14 protein-coding genes and 1 tRNA gene are annotated in these 21,501 nt (G+C 69.6%); 3 read left to right on the forward strand and 12 right to left on the reverse strand.

The window, feature by feature from the left end; translation table 11 throughout:
* Nucleotides 1-4: 4 nt before the first annotated feature.
* Nucleotides 5-2,260, reverse strand: coding sequence for a glycoside hydrolase family 2 protein (locus ACULK2_RS11700; RefSeq protein ID WP_445967410.1), 2,256 nt, complete (start codon nt 2,258-2,260; stop codon nt 5-7).
* A gap of 144 nt (nt 2,261-2,404) precedes the next feature.
* Here ACULK2_RS11700 and ACULK2_RS11705 point away from each other — a divergent pair, with 144 nt between their 5' ends.
* Nucleotides 2,405-3,622 carry a helix-turn-helix domain-containing protein gene (locus ACULK2_RS11705; RefSeq protein ID WP_445967411.1) on the forward strand — a complete coding sequence of 406 codons (1,218 nt, stop codon included), beginning with the start codon at nt 2,405-2,407 and terminating at the stop codon, nt 3,620-3,622.
* A gap of 76 nt (nt 3,623-3,698) precedes the next feature.
* Here ACULK2_RS11705 and ACULK2_RS11710 read toward each other — a convergent pair whose 3' ends face one another.
* The 7 genes from ACULK2_RS11710 to ACULK2_RS11740 form a co-directional block, all read right to left on the reverse strand.
* A complete protein-coding gene (locus tag ACULK2_RS11710) occupies nt 3,699-5,195 on the reverse strand; it encodes an MFS transporter (protein ID WP_445967412.1) in 1,497 nt (498 codons plus the stop codon).
* 195 nt (nt 5,196-5,390) lie between these two features.
* Nucleotides 5,391-6,197, reverse strand: coding sequence for an SDR family NAD(P)-dependent oxidoreductase (locus ACULK2_RS11715; protein ID WP_445967413.1), 807 nt, complete (start codon nt 6,195-6,197; stop codon nt 5,391-5,393).
* Nucleotides 6,198-6,270: 73 nt separating this feature from the next.
* Nucleotides 6,271-7,089, reverse strand: coding sequence for a sugar phosphate isomerase/epimerase family protein (locus ACULK2_RS11720; protein ID WP_445967414.1), 819 nt, complete (start codon nt 7,087-7,089; stop codon nt 6,271-6,273).
* A gap of 5 nt (nt 7,090-7,094) precedes the next feature.
* Nucleotides 7,095-7,928, reverse strand: coding sequence for an SDR family NAD(P)-dependent oxidoreductase (locus ACULK2_RS11725; RefSeq protein WP_445967415.1), 834 nt, complete (start codon nt 7,926-7,928; stop codon nt 7,095-7,097).
* Nucleotides 7,925-9,166: a glycoside hydrolase family 1 protein gene (locus ACULK2_RS11730; protein ID WP_445967416.1), complete on the reverse strand. Its 1,242-nt coding sequence runs from the start codon at nt 9,164-9,166 to the stop codon at nt 7,925-7,927. The genes ACULK2_RS11725 and ACULK2_RS11730 overlap by 4 nt, the downstream gene beginning before the upstream one ends.
* Complete coding sequence (locus ACULK2_RS11735; protein ID WP_445967417.1) at nt 9,163-11,880, reverse strand: family 78 glycoside hydrolase catalytic domain; 2,718 nt, start codon at nt 11,878-11,880, stop codon at nt 9,163-9,165. Before ACULK2_RS11735 ends, ACULK2_RS11730 begins: the two co-directional genes overlap by 4 nt.
* Before the next feature lie 62 nt (nt 11,881-11,942).
* The gene (locus ACULK2_RS11740) at nt 11,943-13,358 is read right to left on the reverse strand and encodes an MFS transporter (protein WP_445967418.1); all 1,416 of its coding nucleotides are present in this window, start codon (nt 13,356-13,358) and stop codon (nt 11,943-11,945) included.
* Nucleotides 13,359-13,423: 65 nt separating this feature from the next.
* Here ACULK2_RS11740 and ACULK2_RS11745 point away from each other — a divergent pair, with 65 nt between their 5' ends.
* Entirely contained in the window at nt 13,424-14,173 is a 750-nt protein-coding gene (locus tag ACULK2_RS11745) for a TetR family transcriptional regulator (protein ID WP_501044924.1), read from the forward strand.
* Nucleotides 14,174-14,391: 218 nt separating this feature from the next.
* Here the strand turns inward: ACULK2_RS11745 and ACULK2_RS11750 are convergent.
* From ACULK2_RS11750 to ACULK2_RS11765, 4 genes are all read right to left on the reverse strand, one after another.
* A tRNA-Met gene (locus ACULK2_RS11750) sits at nt 14,392-14,468 on the reverse strand.
* Between the two features lie 90 nt (nt 14,469-14,558).
* Complete coding sequence (locus ACULK2_RS11755; RefSeq protein WP_445967419.1) at nt 14,559-15,428, reverse strand: class I SAM-dependent methyltransferase; 870 nt, start codon at nt 15,426-15,428, stop codon at nt 14,559-14,561.
* A 6-nt stretch (nt 15,429-15,434) separates the two neighbouring features.
* Complete coding sequence (locus ACULK2_RS11760) at nt 15,435-18,398, reverse strand: UPF0182 family membrane protein (protein WP_445967420.1); 2,964 nt, start codon at nt 18,396-18,398, stop codon at nt 15,435-15,437.
* 157 nt (nt 18,399-18,555) lie between these two features.
* On the reverse strand, nt 18,556-19,695 hold the full coding sequence (locus ACULK2_RS11765; protein ID WP_445967421.1) for a YlbL family protein: 1,140 nt from the start codon (nt 19,693-19,695) through the stop codon (nt 18,556-18,558).
* Between the two features lie 200 nt (nt 19,696-19,895).
* Here ACULK2_RS11765 and ACULK2_RS11770 point away from each other — a divergent pair, with 200 nt between their 5' ends.
* Nucleotides 19,896-21,272 (forward strand): zinc-dependent metalloprotease, encoded by a 1,377-nt coding sequence (locus ACULK2_RS11770; protein WP_445967596.1) that lies wholly within the window; start codon nt 19,896-19,898, stop codon nt 21,270-21,272.
* The last annotated feature ends 229 nt before the right edge of the window (nt 21,273-21,501 follow it).

A 21,501-nucleotide genomic window follows, 5' to 3' on the forward strand; every position in this document is an offset into this window, starting at 1 on the left:
GGCGTCACTTCGCGATGAGGTTCAACTGCGCATTCAGCGCGGCGACCTGCTCGACGGGCACACCGCCGGCCTGGCTGATCAGCTTCTCCACGGTCATCCGGTCGACGATCGCCTGCATCGCCGGCGGGATCTCGACACCCGCGCCGACCTCGCCGCGGCTGGTCGCGACCGCCTCCATGACCGACCCGATCAGGCGCGCGCCGAGCTCCGACCGCTTGATGTCGCCGAGCGTATCGCGGATCGAGAAGAAGCCATCGGGGGCGGGCAATTCGGCGTCGTCGAACCAGTTCGCGATGGTCGTGGTCGGCATGACGCTCGCCTCGAGCACCGCGTCGACCTTGCGCAGGATGATCGTGTCGGTCTCGCCACCGGCCCGGGCGGTGACCTCGTGCTCGCCGGTGAGCGGCACCTCGAACCGGAACGTGCGGCGGCCCGCGATGGTGTCGACCTCCACGCCGTCGACGAGCAGCGTCACCTCGGGCTCGTTCGAGTAGACGACCACCTCGGTCGACTCCTCCGCCCGCTCTTCACGGCGACGCCCGGCCACGTGCACGAACGCCTCGCTCGCCCACGCCGCCTTGTACACGTAGAAGGCGTCCTTCTTCAGCGCGCGGTCGAATGAGACGAGCCCCTTCTGGTTGCGGCCCGCGACGCCGCCCTCGTTCCGTCCGGCGGAGCCGAAGTCGGCGAGGTTCCAGACGTGCGTGGCCCAGAGCCACGGCCGCTGGTCGATCATCTCGACCATATGCTCGTGGTACTGCGCCTGGTAGCTCTCGGTGTAGTCGCCCTTGGCGGGTGCCGCGGACTGGTACTGCGGGTTCGCGTCGGCGCCGTACTCCGACAGCCCGATCGCGGTGCCCGGGTTCGCCGAGTGGAAATCGTCGAGCCAGGTGTCGTTGTCGGCGGACTCGCCCACGTACCAGCCGAAGTAGAGGTTGTACGACATCACATCGGGCAGGGTGACCAACGGGTGGTCCGTCTCGAGCAGGAACAGGTTCGCCATCGCCGTGCGACGGGTCGGGTCCAGTTCGTGGGCGAGGTCGTTCAGCTCGCGGTGCGCGGCCACGATCTCGTCGCCCGACCCGGCGAGGGTGATCTCGTTCGACAGACCCCAGCAGACGATGCTCGCGTGGTGGCGGTTCTGCACGATGAGCTCGATGAGCTGCGTGCGTGCGTTCTCGACCGCGCCGGGGAGGAACACCGTGATCTGCGGGATCTCGGCCCACACCACGAGGCCGGCCTCGTCGCAGAGGTCGTAGAAGCGCTGGTCGTGCTGATAGTGGGCGAGACGCACCGTGGTCGCGCCGAGCTCGAGGATCAGCGCGAGGTCGGTCTGCTTCATCTCCTCGGTGATGGCGTTGCCCACCCCGGCGAAGTCCTGATGGCGCGACACGCCGCGCAGCGGGTACTCCTCGCCGTTCAGCAGGAACCCGCGCTGCGGGTCGACCGCGAACTCGCGGCATCCGAAGCGCAGCTCGACCTCGTCGACCACGGTGTCGCCCGAGAGGAGTTCGGCCCGGGCGGTGTAGAGGTGCGGGTCGCGCAGACCGTGCCAGCGGCGGACACGCTGGATCACGAGTTCAGCGGTCGCCTCGCCGTCGATCACCGGGACGAGCACGTCGCCCTCACCGTCGACGGTGAACCGAACCATGGGGGCTCGACCCTCGGCGTCCTCCGCGCCGGCGATGCCGGCCCTCATCGCGACGACGGCCCGGTCGCCGTCGAGCGCGGGCGTCACCGTCACCCCGGGACCGCCGTGATCGGCGAGCGTGAAGTGCGCGCGTTCAACCGAAACCAGCCGGACCTCGCGATAGATACCGCCGTAGAAGGTGAAATCCGCCTGCTGCGGATACACCCGTTCGTTCGCCGCGTTGTCGACGATCACCACGAGCGTCTGCGGTCCGTCGGCGAGCCCGCCGGTCAGGTCCACGCGGAACGTCGAGTAGCCGCCGTCGTGTCGCGCCAGGAGACGGCCGCCCAGGTGCACTTCGGCGGTGGAGTTCACGCCGTCGAACTCCACCCAGGTCTCCCCCTCGGCAGACTGCGCCGCGACCGTGCGGGCGTAGGTGGACCGCCCGCGGCGGTAGCCGCCGCCGGTCTGTCCGTCGGCCGCGTTCCAGGTGTGGGGCAGGCTCACCTGCTCCCCCGCAGCGATGACGTCGTCCCAGTTCGAGCTCGGCGGGAGTTCGACGGGCGCGAACGCCCAGCCATCGAGGATCGGCACCACGCGACGGGAGTCGGCTGCAGGGATCGGTGTCATTGGAGTCTCCTTCGACGGAAGCGGGCACCGGCGTAGCCGGGCGACCAGACCACGGTACGAACCCCCGGCGGCTCGGTGATAGAACTGATCCCGCATGATCAGTAGTGTTTCGGCAGCACGGTGCCTGGAAGAGACGAGTTCATGATGACGAAGACGTCGGAGACCGCGACCATGGAATCGCTCGAGGCGATCGGCGCCGTCCTGGCGCAGGTGCTGAGCTGTCCCGTGGCCGTGAGCACTGAAGACGCGGCGGCATTCGAGGCGTTCGAGGCCGCGCACTGCCTCGATCCACGAATCCAGCCGGCGTTCACCGCTGGAGCGCTTCGCGCGTTCGCGAGGGAGATGGTGCCGCAGGTCGTCCACGAGATCCTCGAGCCGCTCGGGATGGCCGTGGCCCTCGTCCGGTGGGACGACCGGCTGCTCCTCATCGGTCCCTACACACACGAGCCGATGCACCCCGGGGTGGCGGAGGAGATGATGAGCCGGCTCGGCATCCCGGGCGCGCACCTGCCGGCGTACAAGCTGTATCGCACCCGGTACGCGATCGTCGACGCGGAGTACGTTCATCGAGCCGCCGCAGCGATCCTCCGAGCCGCGGGGCGCGAAGATCAGCTCGGGACGCTGCATCAGGTCCGGGCCGAGGGCGGGCGGATCGAGCCTGGGTTCGGAGAGCCCCCCCAGTCCGCGTCGTTCACCGTGATCGAGGAACGATACCGGCTGGAGCGGGACTTCATGGACGCCGTCGCCGACGGCTCCGCCGATCGTGCCCTCGCAGCATTGCAGCGCCTGGCCGGGATGCCGCAGACCATCAGCTACCTGAACACCCCGTTCCTGGGCACCACGATCCTGCGGATCATGGCGCGGGTCGCCGCACAACGAGGCGGACTCCCTGCAGTGACGATCGACGCGATCTCGCAGGAGTACGCCCAGCGCCTGCACCGCGTCGGTCACACCGTGGATGCGCGACGGACCGTCACCTTCACGGCGCAGATGGTGACCGACTTCTGCCGGCACGTGCGTCGTCATCAACAGCGGGACTATCCGCAATTGGTGCGGCAGGTGACCGACGAGATCGACCTCCACCTCAGCCACCCCGTCTCGACCGTGGAACTGGCGGACCGGTTCGGGGTCTCCGACTCCACGCTCGCGCGCCGGTTCAAGGCGGCCACGGGGCTCACCATCGCCGCGTACGTGGCGCAGCATCGCGCCGAACGTGCCGCGCGGCTGCTCACCACCACGTCGCAGAGCGTGCGCGAGATCGCCCTGTTCGTCGGCTACGACGACGCGAACTACTTCGTGAAGGTGTTCCGCAGCGTGTACGGAATGACCCCGTCGGCCTACCGCGAGGCGCACGCCGAGTAACTCGCCAGTCTGAACCGCGACAGAGCGGCGCCCGCGGGCCGTGGATCGTCGTCCACGGCCCGCGGGCGAGGTCGCGTCAGGCGAGCGCGTCCTCCGGCTCCGCCTCCCGCAGCGCTTCCTTCTTCTCCGCCACGCGCTTCTGCACCTCGATCATCTCGGTGCGGTTGAGCTTGTAGCCGCGCATGGCGATCAACGTGCAGATCCAGCCGATGATCGGCAGACCGAAGAAGAGCAGCAGACTCATCAACAGGATCGGCGTCGACGGGCTGTCGGTCGGCTGGGGCATGACCGTGGTGAAGCCGATGAGCGCCACCGCCCCCAACGCGAGCGTTGAGCCGAGCGAGGAGATGACCTGATCGACGATGTTGTAGGTGGCCGTGACCGTGGCCGGCAGGTACTTTCCCGAGCGATCGAGCTCGTAGTCGATCACGTCGGCCCGCATGGCACCGGAGGCGACCGTGACGACCATCGATGCGCCATTCAGGAGCAGGTAGATCACGAAGAAGGCGATCGTCAGCGCCAGGCTCCCGAGCACCGAACGCAGGTCCACCGCGAGGCAGAACACGGTGAGCACCGCGGCGAGGATCAGGCAGATCCAGGTCCAGGTGACCGTTGCCGCCTTCGACCCGTGCTTGCCGGTGTAGCGAGCACCGAAGATCGCGAACACGATTCCCGGAAGGATGGCGATCAGGCTGAGCGTCGTGCCGAGCTGCATGTTGCCCAGCAGGATCCCCCACATCATCGTGGCGATGACTGCCTGAGATCGCACCACCTGCGCGAGCTTGTCGGACGCTCCGCTGATGAGGTAGCGCTGGAACGGCCCGTTCTTCGTGAGCAGGTTCCACATGTCGCGCGTCGAGACATCCGCCTTGGTGCGCACGTCCGAAAGGTGTGCGAAGTTCTCCGGCTTGTCCACCCGCGCCACGCCGACGCACGCGAGAATCTGGAACACCAGCGAGCAGACCACGTACGTGATCGCGGTCTCGCGCAGCATCCCCACCGTGAACTCGTTGCCGTGCCTGGGCAGGAACACGACGGTCGAGATGATCGTGAAGACGGCCGGCACGAAGTACGCGTAGATCGTGGCCCAGACCTGCACCGTCGGGCGCTGCCGGGGGTCGTTGGTGAGTACGGGGCCGGACATCTGGCCGGCGATGTCGTTCATCGACGAGCCGATGATGTACACGAGGTAGATGGCGATGAAGAAGGCCGCACCGAGCCCCGTGTCGGACGCCCAGACGAACAGCATCAGGATCGCGAGCGACCGGATCAGCCAGCCACCGAGCATGAAGAAGCGGAGCTTGCCGAACGGGAAGTTCACCTTCTCGATGATCAGGCCGAGCACCGGGTCGATGAGGCCGTCGAACACTCGGGTGACGGTCAGGATCAGGCCGGCCACCGCAACCGCGATGCCGTAGCCGGCGTTCTGCAAGTAGGCCATGAGGCCGACGAGCGTGTAGAAGATCATCGCCGAGCCGTTGTTCATCTGGGAGAGCGCGATCTCCCAAGTCCGGGCGCGGCGGTAGGTCACGCCGTCAGCCTCGCTGGCCGTCTGCTTCGGGTTCCGCGCCATCGCGTCACACTCCTTCGGGTATGTGCTCGAGCGTCGGCGGGTCGTTCCGTCCGGGATCGTCCGAGCAAAGGCAACACTAGAAACCAGGCGCAGCCTCGGGATAGAAGCAGATCGGCGGATGCAGTAGAGATCCGGCACCATCGTCGGACTCACCCTCGGTGACGAGATCCGGCTCGTCCGACCCTGCCACGGTCCTCACGAATCCGCCAGCAGGGCGCCCATCTGCTTCGCGATGAGCGTGGTCGCGAAGCGCGGATTGAGGCGCGACAGCCGGTCCATGGCGGCCGCATCCGAGCCGATCGTCGCACGGAACCGGCCCTTCTCGATCGCACCGACGATGACGTCGGCGGCGATCGCCGGGCTCGTCGTCTTGTAGGCGGCAGTGTCGGTCGACGCCTCCCCAGCGAGGCTCACGCCCGAGTTGGCAGCGATGTCGGTGCCGATCGCACCGGGAAAGACGACCGTGACCTTGACATTCGTGTCGAGCAGTTCCGCGTAGAGCGCCTCCGTCAGGAGCTTCACCGCGGCCTTGGACGCCCCGTAGACGGCCTGGCCGGGAACCGGTGCGTACGACCCCATGCTCGCCACATTGAGGATCGCGGCCTCTGGGCGCGCGAGCAGCGTGGGCAGGAACGCCTTGCACATGTTCATCACGCCGCCGAAGTTCACGTTCATGACCTTGTCGATCTCGGAGAACGGCAAGTCGACCACCTTCACGAACTGCTGGATCACTCCGGCGATGTTGACGATCCCGTCGGCCGCACCGTGGGCGGCCTCGACGGCGCCCGGAAGGCCGGCGACCGCCTCACGGTCGGTGATGTTCACGGGGTGCTGCGAGAAGCGCGCGCCCGCATCGGCGAGACGCGCGGTCTCGGCGAGACCGGCCTCGCTGAGGTCGACGCCCGCGACGCTCGCGCCCTGCGCAAGGAGGCGGAGCGTCGTCTCCCGCCCGATGCCGTTGCCCGCACCGGTGACGACGAAGACCTTGTTGCTGATGTCCATTCGGGAATCCTGACTCTGAGGGGTGGTGGATGCGGATGCGTCGACGGGTCAGTCCATGCGGACGGCGGTCGACTCAGCGAGCGCCATCGGTCCGCTCCTCGAGGTAGCGGAGCGAGTCCGCGATCGCGGCGAACATATCGTCGTCAACGTGGTCGAACTCGATGACGTCGAGCCGGTCGGCCGGTGCGGCATCGAGGATCGCCGCGATGTCGAGCGCACCCTCGCCGAGGGGCGTCTGGTCGAGCTCATAGGAACGTACGCCGGAGCCCGGCGCGAACGGGTCGATGTCGATCGGGCCGTTCTTCAGGTGCAGCGCCGCGACCCGTTCGCCGAGGCGCCCGAGGAGGGCCGGGACATCCTGCCCGCCGATCGCGGCCCAGTACACGTCGACCTCGAGCACCACGCGTGGGTCGAGCAGCGACACGAAGTGCTCGTACGCCGACTGCCCATCGATGTCGTGATGGAACTCGAACGAGTGGTTGTGGTAGCCGACGCGCAGTCCGATCTCGGCGGCCTGCTCCGCCGCGCCGTTGAGGCGGTCGGCCGTTCGCTCGACCTCGTCGGCGGTGCGCCAGCGGTCCGCGGGCACCATCGGGTCGATGAGCACCTCGAGCCCGAGGGCGGTCGCCGCCTGGAACGCCACCGAGGCAGGCGGCAGCGACACGCGCTCGCCCCGCACCTCGAGCTCATCCGACAGGAACGGGGCATGCCCGGTCGGCGCAGTCAAGCCGTGGCGCCGCAGCGCCGGAACGAACTCCATCGTGCGGTCGAAGATCGAGAACGGCTCGACACGTGAGATCCCGAGATCCGCGATCCGCCCGAAGAGGGCGTCGAGGTCGGCGGTGTGCTCGCGCAGGCTGTACAGCTGCAGCGAGACGCGGGCATCGCTCATCGCGGTCAGACCGTCTCGCCGGCGTCGGCCATGAGGGTGCTGCCCGTCATGATCACGGACAGGTCGCTCGCCGCGAACAGCACCACGCGAGCGATGTCGTCGGGAGTTCCCATCCGGCCGATCATGCTCTGGTTCATCACCTCGAGCGGCGGCATCTCGATGCCGGCGGCGGCCGCAGCCTCGGCGCCTGCCTTCGCCGCGGCGATGTTGCCCTCGGTCGGCACGAAGCTCGGTGCGACCCCCAGGACGCGGATGCCGAGCGGGGCCAGGTCGACCGCGAGCGACTTGGTCATGCCGAGTGCGGCGTGCTTCGACCCGACGTAGGCGGCCATGCCGGGGAACGCGACCTGCACGCCTGCGGTCGAGATGATGTTGATGATCACGCCGCCCGATCCGTCGGCCGACATCCGTCGGGCCGCCTCGCGGGAGCCGAGGAACACGCCTCGGGCGTTGACCGCGAACGTCGCGTCCCACATCTCGTCGGGCATCATCGTGACGGGTGCGTTCGGGAAGATCCCGGCGTTGTTCACCCACACGTCGATGCCGCCGAGCTCGGCGACCGCGAGGTCGGCGGCGGCGGCCACGGATGCCGTGTCGGTGACATCGGCCCGTGCGGCGAGCCCTCGCACCCCGTGCTGCTCGGCGAGGTCCGCGGCCGCGCTGCTCGCGGCATCCTCGTTCAGGTCGAGGATCAGCAGGTCGGCGCCGGCTTCGGCCAGTCGTGCCGCGATGGCCCGGCCGAGGCCCTGGGCGCCGCCGGTGACGACGGCGCGGCGACCGCGGAGCGACAGCAGGTCGGCGATCGGACGTTCGGAGACGTCGGCGAACGGGAAGCTCACGCCGATACCTCCACCGTCTCGAGCGCGTTGCGCTGCGCGACCGCACCGAGCCAGGCGAGGCTCGGCTTCGGCGTGCGCACGAAGGTGTCGCGGTCGACCGCGATGAGGCCGAACGTGGGCTCCCAGTGACCCCACTCGAAGTTGTCGAGCAGCGACCAGTGGAGGTAGCCGCGCACGTCGATGCCGTCGGCGATGGTGCCGGCGAGGCCCTCGAGGGCCAGCTGCGTATAGCGGATGCGCTGGGCGTCGTCGGCGGTCGCGATGCCGTTCTCGGTGATGAGGATCGGGGTGTGCTCGCTCACCTCCCAGGCGTGGCGCACGGCCATGGCGAGCGAGTCGGGGCGGAACGCGGTGCCGACGAGGGTGTTGTCGGGGTGCGGCGGGTGCGGCACGAGGCCGTTCGCGTCGACCTGCTGGCTCGAGTAGGCCTGCACGCCGACGAAGTCGTCGCCGCGGCTGCCCTCCCAGTAGACGTCCTCCTTGCCGTAGCGGATCTGCTGAAGCTTGTCCTCGCCGCCGGGCGCCGCGGTGAGCGCGCCGGCTGCGATGGTCCAGCCGACCTTCGCGTTGGTGCGGGCGCGGACGATCTCCCGCGCGGCGTGGTGGATGCGGGTGAACATGCGGCCGATCTCGGGGTCGGCGTACGTGAGGAACTCGCTGTGCGTCTGCTTCTTCTTCTCGTCGCCGTCGGCTTCGACGGTCGGGCTGGTCCAGTCGCCGCCGGAGGCGGCGAGGTGGCGCATCGCCGTCATGATCGCGGCCTGCATGTTCGGCTCGTTCATCGTCGCGACCCACTCGACCCCGTCCAGGATCGTGCACGCCTGCTCGACGTACGCGCAGAACAGCTCCTGCGCGTCGGGGCCGTCCCAGCCGCCGAGCGCGGCGAACCACTGCGGTGTGGTGAAGTGCTGGAGCGTCACGACCGGGGTGACGCCGTGCTCGAGGCAGGTGTCGATCATGCGGCGGTAGTGCGCGAGCTCGGCCTTCGAGAAGTGCCCGCGGACGGGCTCGATCCGCGACCACTCGAAGCTGAAGCGGTACGAGGTGAGGCCGGCCTCGGCGAGCAGGCGGATGTCCTCGGCGTAGCGGTGGTAGCTGTCGACGGCGTCGCCGGAGAGCTCCATGCCGGGCATCATCTGCTCGCGGGCCCACCAGTCGCTGTTGACGTTGTTGCCCTCGATCTGGTGGCCGGCGGTCGCGGCGCCCCAGAGGAAGCCGTCGGGGAAGGTGTTGGTCATGCGTTCGTCCTCTCGTTCAGTGCATGGAATGTCTCGATGAGCTGCGCGGATGTCTCGAAGACGCCCGCGCCGATCCGGTGTTCGTCGCCGTCCGGCAGCACCACGAGTGCGGTCGTGCCCGACGGGATCTCGGCGCGCAGACGCATCCGCTCGCCCTCGATGCGCCACTCGACCGCGATGGTGCCCTGCGGGCCGTCGTGCGACCCGCGAGCCCAGGTGAGTCCGCCGCCGGGCACGGGCGCGATCACGACCTGCTCCCAGCCGGTCGATCCCTCGGCCTGTCGGAGCCCGAGCGTGTGGGTGTGCAGGAACCGGATGGCGGCGCCCTTGCTGTAGTGGTTCAGGGACTCGTGGGCATCGCCGTGTTCGTCGATGCCCTCCCAGTCCTCCCAGATCGTCGTCGCGCCGCGGTCGAGCATGTAGCCCCAGCTCGGCGCGGTGCGCTGTGCCAGGAGGTCGTAGGCGACATCCGCGTGCCCGGTCTCGGCGAGCGCGGGCAGCAGGTGCCCGGTCGCGAGGAACCCGGTGCCGACGTGCGTGCCGGCGTCGCGGATGAGTTCGACGAGCCGGTCGGCGGCGCGCTCGCGGAGTTCGTCGGGGATGAGGCCGAACGCGAGCGCGCGGACGTACGCGGCCTGCGTGTCGGTGGCCGTCGTGCCGTCGGCGTGCAGGTACGCCTGCCGCCAGGCGACAGCGATGCGATCGGCGAGTTCCGCGTAGCGGGAGGCATCCTCGTCTCTGCCGAGGATGCGGGCGACGCGTGCGAGCGTCGCGGTCGACCGGTGCAGATAGGCCGTGCCGACCTCGCCCTTGTCGGCCATGAACCAGGCCATCGGGTTGTCCTTGATCGGGTCGATGCGGCGGCCGTCGGCGTCGCGCTCACGAGGCTCGGTCCATTCGCCCCAGTGGAACGTGCCGTCCCAGAGGTACTGTTCGAACTGCTGCGGCTCCGGCGAGGCCTGCACCCGGGCATGGTGCCGGCTGGTGCGCGCCTTTTCGAGGGCCCACTCGACCCAGCGCGCCATCGCGTCCCAGTTCTCGGCGAGCACCTGCTCGTCGCCGTACGACTCGTACAGCTCCCACGGCACGGCGACGATCGCGTCGCCCCAGCCGGATGAGCCGGTCATCATCGCGAACTGGTCGTCGAGGTGGTGCTTGATGCGGCGCCCATCGGGCGAGAAGTTCGCGACGCGCCCGTCGTCGAGCTGGTCGTCGCGCACCGAACGCAGCCACTTGCGGCTGAAGCCGTGCACGTCGTACAGGCGGGTCGCGGTGGGCGCGAACACCTGATAGTCACCCGTCCAGGCCAGGCGCTCGCGCGTCGGGCAGTCGGTGGGCACGTCGACGGCGTTGCCGCGGAAGCTCCAGTCGACGATCTCGTGCAGGCGATTCAGGTCATCGTCGCTACAGGCGAACGCGTTCGCGCGTCGGAGGTCGCTGTGGACGACCTGCATGGTCACGGATGGCGCGTCCATCGTCCCGGGGGCACCGGATGCCGTGTGCCGGGTGATCCGCGCGTATCGGAAGCCGTGCACGGTGTGACGAGGTTCGAACGCGTCATCGGCCGGCCCGGCGATGACCTCGTCCCGCTGGACGAACCGCTTCGGCGCCTCGCCCGGCCGTTCCGAGTCGAGGTGGGCGGTCGTCAGGTCGCCGTCGCGGTCGAGCGCTTCGCCGTACTCGATGACCGTGCGGGTGCCGGGCTCGCCGAGGTCGGCGAGCCGGACCCACCCGGAGGCGTTCTGGCCGAAGTCGGCGATCCAGACACCATCGGCGAGCGGGCGCAGCGACTGCGGCTCGCGGCTCTCGACGACCCGCACGGGCGGGGCCGGTGACCAGTCGATCGGCGGCGCCTCGACGGCATCGATGCGAACCGGCTGCGCCTCGGCGGCGGCATCCTCCCAGGCATCCGAGAGGTCGACGGTCTGCCCGTCCATCAGGTCGGCCCGGGTCATGCGCGAGGGTGCACTGGTCCACGAGTCGTCGCTGACGACGACCCGCCGTATACCGTCGGCGAGTTCGAGGTGCAGTTCGACGCGTGCCGCGAGCTCGGTCCCCCACCCTGCGGGGAGGCGGAATGCGCCGACCTGGCCGCGGTACCAACCGTCCGACAGCTCGATCTCGATCCGGTTCTCGCCCGCGCGCAGCGCCGTCGTCACGTCCGCGGCCTGCGCGTACAGGGTGCGGTCGTACGACGTCGAGCCGGGCGCGAGCTCGGTCGTTCCGACGCGCTCGCCGTTCACGGTCGCCGTGTAGACGCCGAGTGCCGTCGAGTAGAGCCGCGCGGAGACGACCTCGCCGGTGAGCGTGAACCCACCGCTGAGGAGGTGCGCCCCGCGCCGGCCGAAGCCCGGATCTCCGTCGGACCCGACCGTCGGTTCGGCCGGCGAGATCCACGCTGCCGTCCAGTCCCCTTCAAGCAGGCCGGCCTCGAAGGCCGCCCACGCCGACCACGCTGCCTCCGGCGCCGCGGCGCGCACGCGCCACCGCACCCGCCGCCCGCTGCGCAGTGCTGCGAAAGGCCATGCGACGAGGCGACGGCCCGCCGTTTCGGCGGCGACGGGATCCTCGCCGTCGATCGCGGCCTCCACGACGTAGGCGAAGCGGATGTCGCGGTCCTGCGGATCCTTCCACGACAGCCGTGGGGTGGCACCGGTGACGGTGAATCCGTCTCCGCCGTAGTCGACGCCGAGGTCGTAGGGTGCAGTGCGCATGGTCGATCGATTCCGTTCGATGGTCGTGACGTTCGGTCGCAGTGCGGGGTGCCGGGAGCCCGTTAGCGGACCGCCTTCACCTTGAGCAGGATCACGAGTCCGCCGATGAGCGCGAAGACCGCGCCGGAGAGGTAGAGCAGCGTGTAGTTCTTCACGTCGCCGACCGCGCCGATCGTGATCACGACTCCGGCCAGCAGCGGCGCGATCGCGCTCGGGATCTTCTGAGCGAATTGCGTGACCGCCATGTACCGGCCGGCCTCGCTGCGCTCGGGGATGATGGCGAAGATGATGGCCTGGTCGACCGTGGCGAACACTGCGATGGCGAGCTGCATGAGCACGGCACCGACGATGATCTGCGGCAGCGACCACGCAGTGGCCTCGACGACGGCGCCCGCGACGAACAGCAGGGCGGCGAGCATCACGAAGAGACGGCGCCGCTGGAGCCGGTCCGACAGGAAGCCGCCGGCGATCGCTCCGATCGCTGCGGCGAGCACGCCGACCATGCCGACGGTCGCGACGATGCCGGCCACCTCGCGCACGGGCAGGTCGAGCCGCTGCGCGTAGAAGAAGGTGCCGAACGTGGTGTTGAAGTACAGGCCGATGAAGAAGACGAAGCGACCGAGCCAGTTCCACGCGAAGTCGGGGTACATGCGGACGTTGAAGCCGTAGCTGGTGACGACGGACTTCAGCGTCACGTGCGTGGCGGGAGCGAGGTGCTTCGAGCTGCCCTCGGGCTTGAGGATCGGGAACAGCACGAGCAGCACGGCGCCGATGAGGCCCGGGACGACGAACACGAGGAGTGTGGTCGACGAGACGGCGTAGGCGACGCCGATGCCGAGAACGGGGGCGATCTGCGTCATGAGACTGGTAAGCGCGGAGACCTTGCCGCGCTGCCGCTCGGGCAGCTTGTCGGCCTGCAGCGTCTGCAGCGCAGCACCGGCGATGGACCAGCCCGACATCCCGAGAACCCAGCCGGCACCCACCACCAGCATGTTCGGCGCGACGCCGATGACCACCAGGCCCAGGAAGCCGATCGCCGTGCCGAGGAAGATGAACGGTCCGCGTCGACCGAACCGCGACCGGGTGCGGTCGCTCCAGATGCCGACGATGGGGCTGATCAGCAGGTAGGCCGCCTGCGCGATGCCCGTGATGTAGCCGAGGATCTCTTCGTGGCCGGGTGCGAGCTCGGTGATGCGCACCGCGATGCCGTACGCCAAGGGCACCATCATCGCCATCGACGCGCCGAAGCTGGCGAGCATCAGCCAGACGATGTAGCTCCGGCTCATCGGCTGCGTCGGCTCCGCGGCGTCCGCTCCCCCGATCGGCGCCGAGGGGGGCGTCTCCGCGTCGGGCGCGGCGATGCCGACGGCCGCGCCTCCCGACATGCCCGAGGTCAGCTGCTCCGCGTCAGGCTCGTACTTCGTCACCATCGACTCCTTCATGGGGAACCCCGACCACACGATCGTCCGGGCGGTCATGCTGGGGAAGCCAAATGTAACCACTGTGGTTACGTTGCGCCCAACTGTAACCACTTCGGTTACTCTTGACAAGTCGAGGTCGCCGTGAGCCCCCGACTCCAACTTCGGGCAGGCGGACGGAACGGGGAAACGTGATGCAGGAATCCGAGACCGGGGAGCCGGGGGCGGCGCCGTCGGGTAGCGCGGCATCCGAACCCTTGCGGGATCCCGACGCCTCTGGGCGCCACGCGCGGCGCGGGCCCTACTCCACGACTCCCGCACGACGCGCCGAGATCGTCCGAGCCGCATTGGCGAGCTTCGCCGAGCATGGCTACGAGCGCGCCTCCATCCGCGACATCGCGGCCCGCGCAAACGTCACCCACGCCGCACTCCTCCGGCACTTCGCCAGCAAGGACGAACTGCTCCTCGCGGCGCTCGCGCAGCGCGACGCGGACGACGAGCAGCTCGCCATGCGTCTGATGCAGTCGAAGGCTCCAGCCGAGCGTGTGCTCTCCAGCGTGTTCGCCGAAGAGTTCGCGCACCCCGATCGGCAGCGAAACTGGCTCGCGATCACCGTCGCCGCGACGAATCCCGACCATCCGGCGCACGAATTCTTCATCGCCCGTCGAGAGCGCATGCGCTCGCACTTCTCGAGCGGTCGACTCGGCACCGCAGACGACGGCGAGGAACTGACCGCCGACGAGAAGGTCACAATGATGCTGGCCATGATCGACGGCCTCCGCATCCAGGCCTTGCTCGACCCGTCGCGCGAGACACTGCCCCTGCTCGAGACGTTCATGCGCCTCATCGCGACGCGCGAAGGCGCGGCCGGCTGAACCGCGATCGCCCGCTGTCACTTTGGCGGAGCGAGGCGGCGCTCGGCCGTGATCGAGTCCTCGATCATCACCCGAGTGCGAGGCCAGAGAAGCCACCGATGAGGTTCGCCGTGCCGTCACAGGTCAGTTCTCGGCTCGAGCGGGCAGATTGGTTGTGATGACCCCATGCGAGCGCAAAGGAAAGGCCCGGTCAGAATTCCTTCTGACCGGGCCTTACGTGGTTGCGGGGGCAGGATTTGAACCTACGACCTCTGGGTTATGAGCCCAGCGAGCTACCGAACTGCTCCACCCCGCGGCACAAGAGATAACACTAGCATGCGTTCCGAGGGCCGTCGAATCGAGGCCGCATCCCGGGCGGGTCGGGTCTCGATACGGCGCTGCGCACCTATTCCCCCACCGCCGTGCCAGGCCGCGACGCCACGAGCTCGTACCCCAGTGGCAGCCATTGGCGGTCGGGCCAGCCGAACATGCCGTCGCCCTTCGACACCGTGATGGGGAACATCCGCCAGGGCAGCTCGTAGTGCTCGGCGAAGTGGTCGACCGAGAGCCCCGCGTCGCGCAGGGCTCCGACGACCTCGCCGAGCGGATGCATCCACTCCCAGGTGCGTGCGTTCACCAGCCGCGCCTCGGGGTCGGCGTAGTCGCTCGGGTCGTCGATGATGTCCGGCCCCGTGCCGCGATACGGGTACGCGAACGCGGGCAGCCCGCCCGGACCGGCGTCGCCGTCGAACACGTACGCGGCGGGGTGGCCGTCGGCGAAGAACAGCCGGCCGCCGGGCTTCAGGAACCAGGCGATGATGCGCGCCCACTCCGCGACATCCGGAAGCCACCCGATCGTGCCCCAGGTCGTGAACACCAGGTCGAACGACTCGGGCTCGGGCAGGCGGTGGCGCGCGTCGTAGACGTTGGCCTCGACGAACCGCGCGCGGTCGGCGACGCCGAGTTCGCCGGCCATGCGCCGCGCCTCCTCGACGGCGGGCCGGGAGAAGTCGACGCCGATCGCGCTCGCCCCGAGGTTCACGAGCGAGAGCGTGTCGGAGCCGAAGTGGCACTGCAGGTGCAGCGCCCGCACGCCGTCGAGCCCGTCGGGGTACAGCCGGTCGATGGCGGCCTGCGCGATCGGGTCGAGCACGCTGCCGCCCGCGCGCAGCCGGCTGCGGTCGTAGAACGGCGACGCGACGTGCAGGGCCACCCGCTCGTCCCAGTTCGCGCGGTTCTCCTCGAGCCAGTCGCCCGAAGCGAGGTCGACGGACATCAGCCGTCAGCCGTTCGAAGGTTCCTCGGTCGACGGCGCCTCGGTCGACGGGGTCTCCGTCGAGCTCGCACCGTCGTCCGCGAGGACGATCAGCTCCGAGATGATCTCGGCGAGTTCAGCATCGGCCGCACCGTACGCCACCCAGTCGCCGTCCTGCAGCGCCTGCTGCTTGTCCTCGATCGCCTGCCGCGCGCGGTTCAGCAGCGACTGCAGCTCGGTGTCCTCCGTCGTCGGGGGCGCCTCGCCCTCGGCCTCGCCCTCGCCGCCGGTCTCGCCGCCGTCGGGCGTGGTCGGCTCGACCTCCTCGTCACCCGCGGCTGCGCCCGAGTCACCGCCGAAGAGCACGTTGAGCGCCTCGTCGAGCGTGTCCTGGAACGCGATCTCGTCGCCGAAGGCGACCAGCACCTTCTGCAGCAGCGGGTAGCTCGTCTCACCGGTCGACTGCACGTAGACCGGCTGCACGTAGAGCAGCCCGCCGCCGACGGGCACCGTGAGGAGGTTGCCGTTGATCACGTCGGACTGGCCCTGCTTCAGCAGGTTCAGGGACTGCGACACCGTCGGGTCGGAGTTGAACGTGTTCTGCACCTGACCGGGGCCCGGCACGTTGTCGTCCTCCGGAAGTGAGAGCAGCCTCAACTTGCCGTAGCCCTCGGCGCGTTCGCCGTCGGTCGAACCGGCATCCGAGTCGACCGCGAGGTAGCCGCGGAGCACGTTGCGGCTCGCGCTGCCTCGTGCCTCAGGGATGAACGTCGAGTAGATCGAGTACGCCGGTTCGTCCTGCCCGGGCATCTGCATCGTCAGGTAGTACGGCGGCTGCAGGAACGACGTCGCTGCGCTCTGCGTCGGGTCGAGCGGCGTCGTCCACGCGTCCTCGCGCGAGTAGAAGGTCACGGGATCGGTCACGTGGTAGCGACCCAGCACGGCGCGCTGCATCTTGAACAGGTCGGCCGGGTATCGCACGTGGCTCATCAGCTCGCCCGACATCTCGCTCATCGGCTCGATCGCCGTCGGGAAGACCTTCTGCCAGGTCTGCAGGATCGGGTCCTCGGCATCCCACGCGTACAGCGTCACCTTGCCGTCGTACGCGTCGACCGTCGCCTTGACCGAGTTGCGGATGTAGTTCACCTCGTCGAACGCGAGCGGCTGCTGCACCGCCTCGCTGTCGGAGATGGCCTCGCTGTAGCTCACCTTGTTCGAGTACGGGTACTGGTCGGAGAGCGTGTACCCGTCGACGATCCACACGACGCGCCCGTCGACGACCGACGGGTACGGGTCGCTGTCGAGCGTCAGGTAGGGCGCGACCTTCTGCACCCGGTCGAGCGGGTTGCGGTCGTACAGGATCTGGGAGTCGTTCGAGACCTGGTCGGAGAGGAAGATCTGCTCCGACTGGAACTTCAGGGCGTAGACGAGCTTCGTGAACACGTTGTCGAGCACCGGCCCGCCGTCGCCCGTGAACGTGGTCTGCTGCGGTTCTCCGTCGCCGCCCGCGGGGAAGTCGAGCTCGATGGGAGCGTCGCCCTCGGGTGCGCCGACGATGGAGTAGTCGGGCGAGTTCTCGCCGAAGTACACGCGAGGCTCGAACTCGGGCAGGGTTCCGCTCGACGGGATGCCCGACTCGAGGAACACGGGCTGGCCGTCGCTCTGGCGCTGGTTGCCGGCCGCGGCGACGAGGCCGTAGCCGTGGGTGTAGACGAGGTGCGAGTTGAACCAGGTCTGCGCGTCGTTGAGTCCCTCGAGGTTGAGGTCCCGGATCGCGACGACGGTGTCCTGCGACTGGCCGTCGATCTCGTACCGGTCGACGTCGAGGGTCTCGGGGAACTGGTAGTACTGGCGGAACTGCTCGAGCTGCCGGAACGCCGGGCTGATCACGGCCGGGTCCATGAGGCGGATGCTCGCGGTCGTCGCCGCGTCGGCGCGGAGCGCGCCCGGCTCGGCATCCGTCACGGCCTCGTACTGGATCTCCTCGATGTCGGCGACGCCGAAGGCATCGCGCGTCTCGTCGATGTTCCGCTCGATGTACGGCGCCTCGAGTGCACGCGCACTCGGGTCGACCTGGAAGCGCTGCACGACCCAGGGGTAGAGCGAGCCGATGAGCAGGCTCGACACGATGAGGAGCACCGCGCCGACGAGCGGCAGGCGCCACCGGCCGAGGATCGCGGTGATGAAGAAGAGCACGGCCACCACGGCGGCGATGACCGAGAGGATCTGCCGACCCGGGATCGTCGCGAAGACGTCGGTGTACGAGGCACCGGTGATGAGCGATCCCTGCTCGGTGACGGTGGCGTACTGGTCGAGCCAGATGCTCACCGCCTGGAGCAGCAGGTAGAGACCCGCGGTGATGGCGATCTGGATGCGCGCGGCCTTGGAGATGACGACCTCGCGGCCGTTCACGCGGATGGCGCCGTAGAGGTAGTTCGTCGCGATGACGAGCAGACCGGAGAGCAGCACGACCGCCGAGGCGAAGCCGACGACCGACCGGTAGAACGGCAGCTCGAAGACGTAGAACCCGATGTCGAACTGGAACTGGGGGTCGACCGAGCCGAACGGCGTGCGGTTCAGCCACGCGAGCACCGAGTCCCACCGGCTCGCCGTCGAGACGCCCGCGAAGATGCCGAGCACGGCCGGGATGCCGTACATCGCGAGGCGGCGGAGCGGCTCGAAGATCTCTTGATAACGATCGAGTTGCGAATTGAGCTTCGCGTACACCGGACGCGTCCGATAGGCGATCTGGATCGACAACCACACGGGCACGGCCATCGCCAGGAACCCGATGAGGAACAGCACGAGCCGCGAGATCCACTCGGTCGTCAGCACCTCGATGTACCCGAGCTGCTGATACCAGCGGATATCCGCGTAGATTCCGGCGAACACGAAGAACGCGATGACGAGGGCACCGACGATGCCGATCGTGATCGCGATCGGCGCGCGTCGGCGCGTCGACCTCGGTTCCTGCGACTGTGCTGTGGACACTTCTCGGCCTCATTCGGGGTCGGGACGGGATCGGATTCCCATCCTACGTTCGGCTGACTATGAAACTGCTGGCGAGGCGGGTGCGCGGCTCCGCTCCGGGCGAACGCGGGTGCCCGGCATCCGTCGCCGAACCGAACGGATGCCGCGGGGCGGAACTTCAGCCGACGACGACGTCGCAGGTGCGGAAGGCGGACGTGTCGCCGCCCTCGCCGATCGTCTCGATGACGTCGCGGGCCTCCTCGAGCGTCGCCACGGCGACCACCTCGAGCCCGTCGGGCACGTTGCCGACCACCTCGTCGCAGTTGCTCTCGGGCGCGAGCATCCAGTCGGCGCCCGAGTCGAGGGCACCCCAGAGCTTCTGGCGGATGCCGCCGATGGGGCCGACGGCGCCGTCGGGGTCGATGGTCCCCGTCCCCGCGACGCTCTGGCCGCCGGTCATGGCACCCGGCGTGAGGGTGTCGACGATGCCGAGCGCGAACATCAGCCCCGCGCTCGGGCCGCCGACGTCGTTCAACTGGATCTCCACGTCGATCGGGAACTCGTACTCCATCCGCACCCCGACGCCGAGCACGGCGTTGTCGCCGTTCGCGACGGGCGTCGCCTCGACGGTGAGCTCCTCCCCGTCGCGGACGACGCCGATCTCGGCGGGCGTCTCGGTCCCGTGCTCCTTCAGCGCGCCGCGGAGCTCGTCGACCGAGTCGACCTCGGTGCCGTCGACCGAGCGGATGACGTCGCCCTCCTCGATCACGCCGTCGGCCGGCGTCCCGTCGCCGACGCCCTGCACGACCACGTCGCGCGGGAAGTCGTAGCCGAGCTCGACGAGCGCCGCCGCGATCGCGTCCTGCTGCGAGTCGACCATCTGCGCCTCGTTCACCGCGTCGCGGTCCTCGCTGCTGAGGCCGGGCGGGTAGAGCACCTCGATCGGCAGCACGGCGCGGCGCGGGTCGACCCAGGCGGCCGCGACATCCAGCCACCCGGGCGTGCGGCCGGGCCGACCGATCGCGGACACCGTCAGCAGGTCGAGCGATCCGTCCGTCGGGTAGGTCTCCTCGCCGGGGACCTCGATGAGCGGGACCTCCTCGCCGTCGACCTCGGTCGTGCCGAGCGTGTCGTAGACGGGGCCGGCCTGCTGGATGACGTACGGCGTCGGCAGCAGCGCGAGCCCGACGCCGATGACGGCCGCGGTGGAGATGGCGGCCCAGCCGATGCGCTCGCGCCGCGAGCGACGCAGCGCCGTGGCCGGCTCGACGCGATCGAGCGCCGGTCGATCGTCGCCAGGGCCGCCGAAGAGCGTCATCCGCCGTGGTCCTTCCCGAGCGCCCGCGGGGAACCCGGCGCTGTTCGCGACGGGCGGACACCCGAGGGGTCAGCCTAGGCCATTTCCCGGCGAGGACGCAGACCAGCGGCGGTAGCGTGGAGCGCGAAGCGAGGGAGGTGGCCCGAGTGGCCGAACGCGACCAGGAGCCCGACCGCGACCCCGAGGACGAGTTCCGCGACATGCTGCGGGAACTGCTGTCCGGATCGGGCGGCATCGACCCGTCGAAGCTCGCCGGTGCCGCCGGTCTGCCGAACGATCCCGCGAGCCTCGCGGCACTGTTCAGCCAGCTCCAGCAGGCGATGCAGCGGTCCGAGGAGGAGGGCATCGACTGGTCGCTCGCGCTCCGCCAGGCCGAGCAGCGCGCCTCGACCGGGCAGCGCCAGATCCAGTCGTCCGAGACCGAACGCCTCGACCGCGCCTTCGACCTCGCCGCGCTGTGGCTCGACGAGGCGGTCGACATCTCCGCCCTGCCGGGTACGCCCGAACTGCTCACCCGCCGCTCGTGGGCCGCGGCGACCATGCCGATCTGGACCCAGCTCGCCGAGCCGGTCGCGCTGAGCATCGCCGACTCGCTCACCCGCGTGATGAGCGAGCAGGCTCCCGAGGAGCTCCGATCGATGGTGCAGGGCGCGAGCCGCATGATGCGCGGCATCGGCGGCGCGATGTTCGCGATGCAGCTCGGCCAGGTCGTCGGCCAGCTCGCGACCGAGGTCGTCTCGGGCGGCGACGTCGGGCTCCCCCTGCTCGAAGACGGCCGCGCCGCGCTCCTGCCCGAGAACGTGGTCGAGTTCGGCGAGGGGCTCGACATCCCCTCCGACCAGGTCGAGCTCTACCTCGCGGTGCGCGAACTCGCGCACGCGCGGCTCTTCCGCCACGCCCGGTGGCTTCGGCTGCACCTGATCACCGCGATCACCGCGTTCGCGCGCGGCATCGACGTCGACGTCGAACGCCTCGAGCAGCTCGCCGAGGGCTTCGACCCGTCCAACACCGACGAGCTGCGCGACGCGGTCGCGAACGGCGCGCTGCTCCGGCCGAAGAGCGCCGAGCAGGAGGCCGCGCTCGACCGCCTCGAGACGATGCTGGCGCTGGTCGAGGGCTGGGTCGACATCGTGACCGCGGATGCCACGTCGCGGCTGCCGAAGTCGGACGCCGTGGCCGAGACCATCCGACGTCGCCGCGCGACGGGCGGTCCGGCGGAGTCCGCGCTCGCCACCCTCGTCGGCCTCGAGCTGCGCCCGCGCCGCATGCGCGAGGCCGCGGCGATGTGGCGCGCGGTGACCGACGCCGTCGGCGTCGCCCGGCGCGACGCCCTGTGGGCGCACCCCGACCTGCTGCCCACGGCGGCCGACCTCGACGACCCGGCGCCGCTCGCGGCCCGGCTCGCAGCAGGCGGCCAGGCCGGCGGCGACGCCGACGCGGAGTTCGACGAGGCGTTGGAGGCCCTGCTGCGCGGCGACTTCCCCGCCGCGGACGACTCCGACTCGGCGGATGGCGCGGATGCGGGCGACGCGGAGGGCTCGGCCGGAACCGACGACGACGGCCCGCGCTCGTCCTGACGCCGACGCTCCGCGTCCTCGACGCCCGGCGGGCGTCACGACCCTGAGCGCGCGTCGCCGTGCGCCTGTGGACGCGCGCCGACGCCCCGTCGACCCCTGCGGCATGCTTCCCGCATGACGCCGCGACTGGACCCCTCGCTTCCCATCGTGTGGCGCTCGCCGAGCACCCTCCAGCTCGGCGGCATCCGTCCCGCCGCGCTGATCGACGAGCCCGGCGCGCTCGAGACGG

This window comes from Agromyces molybdatiresistens (assembly GCF_052748445.2).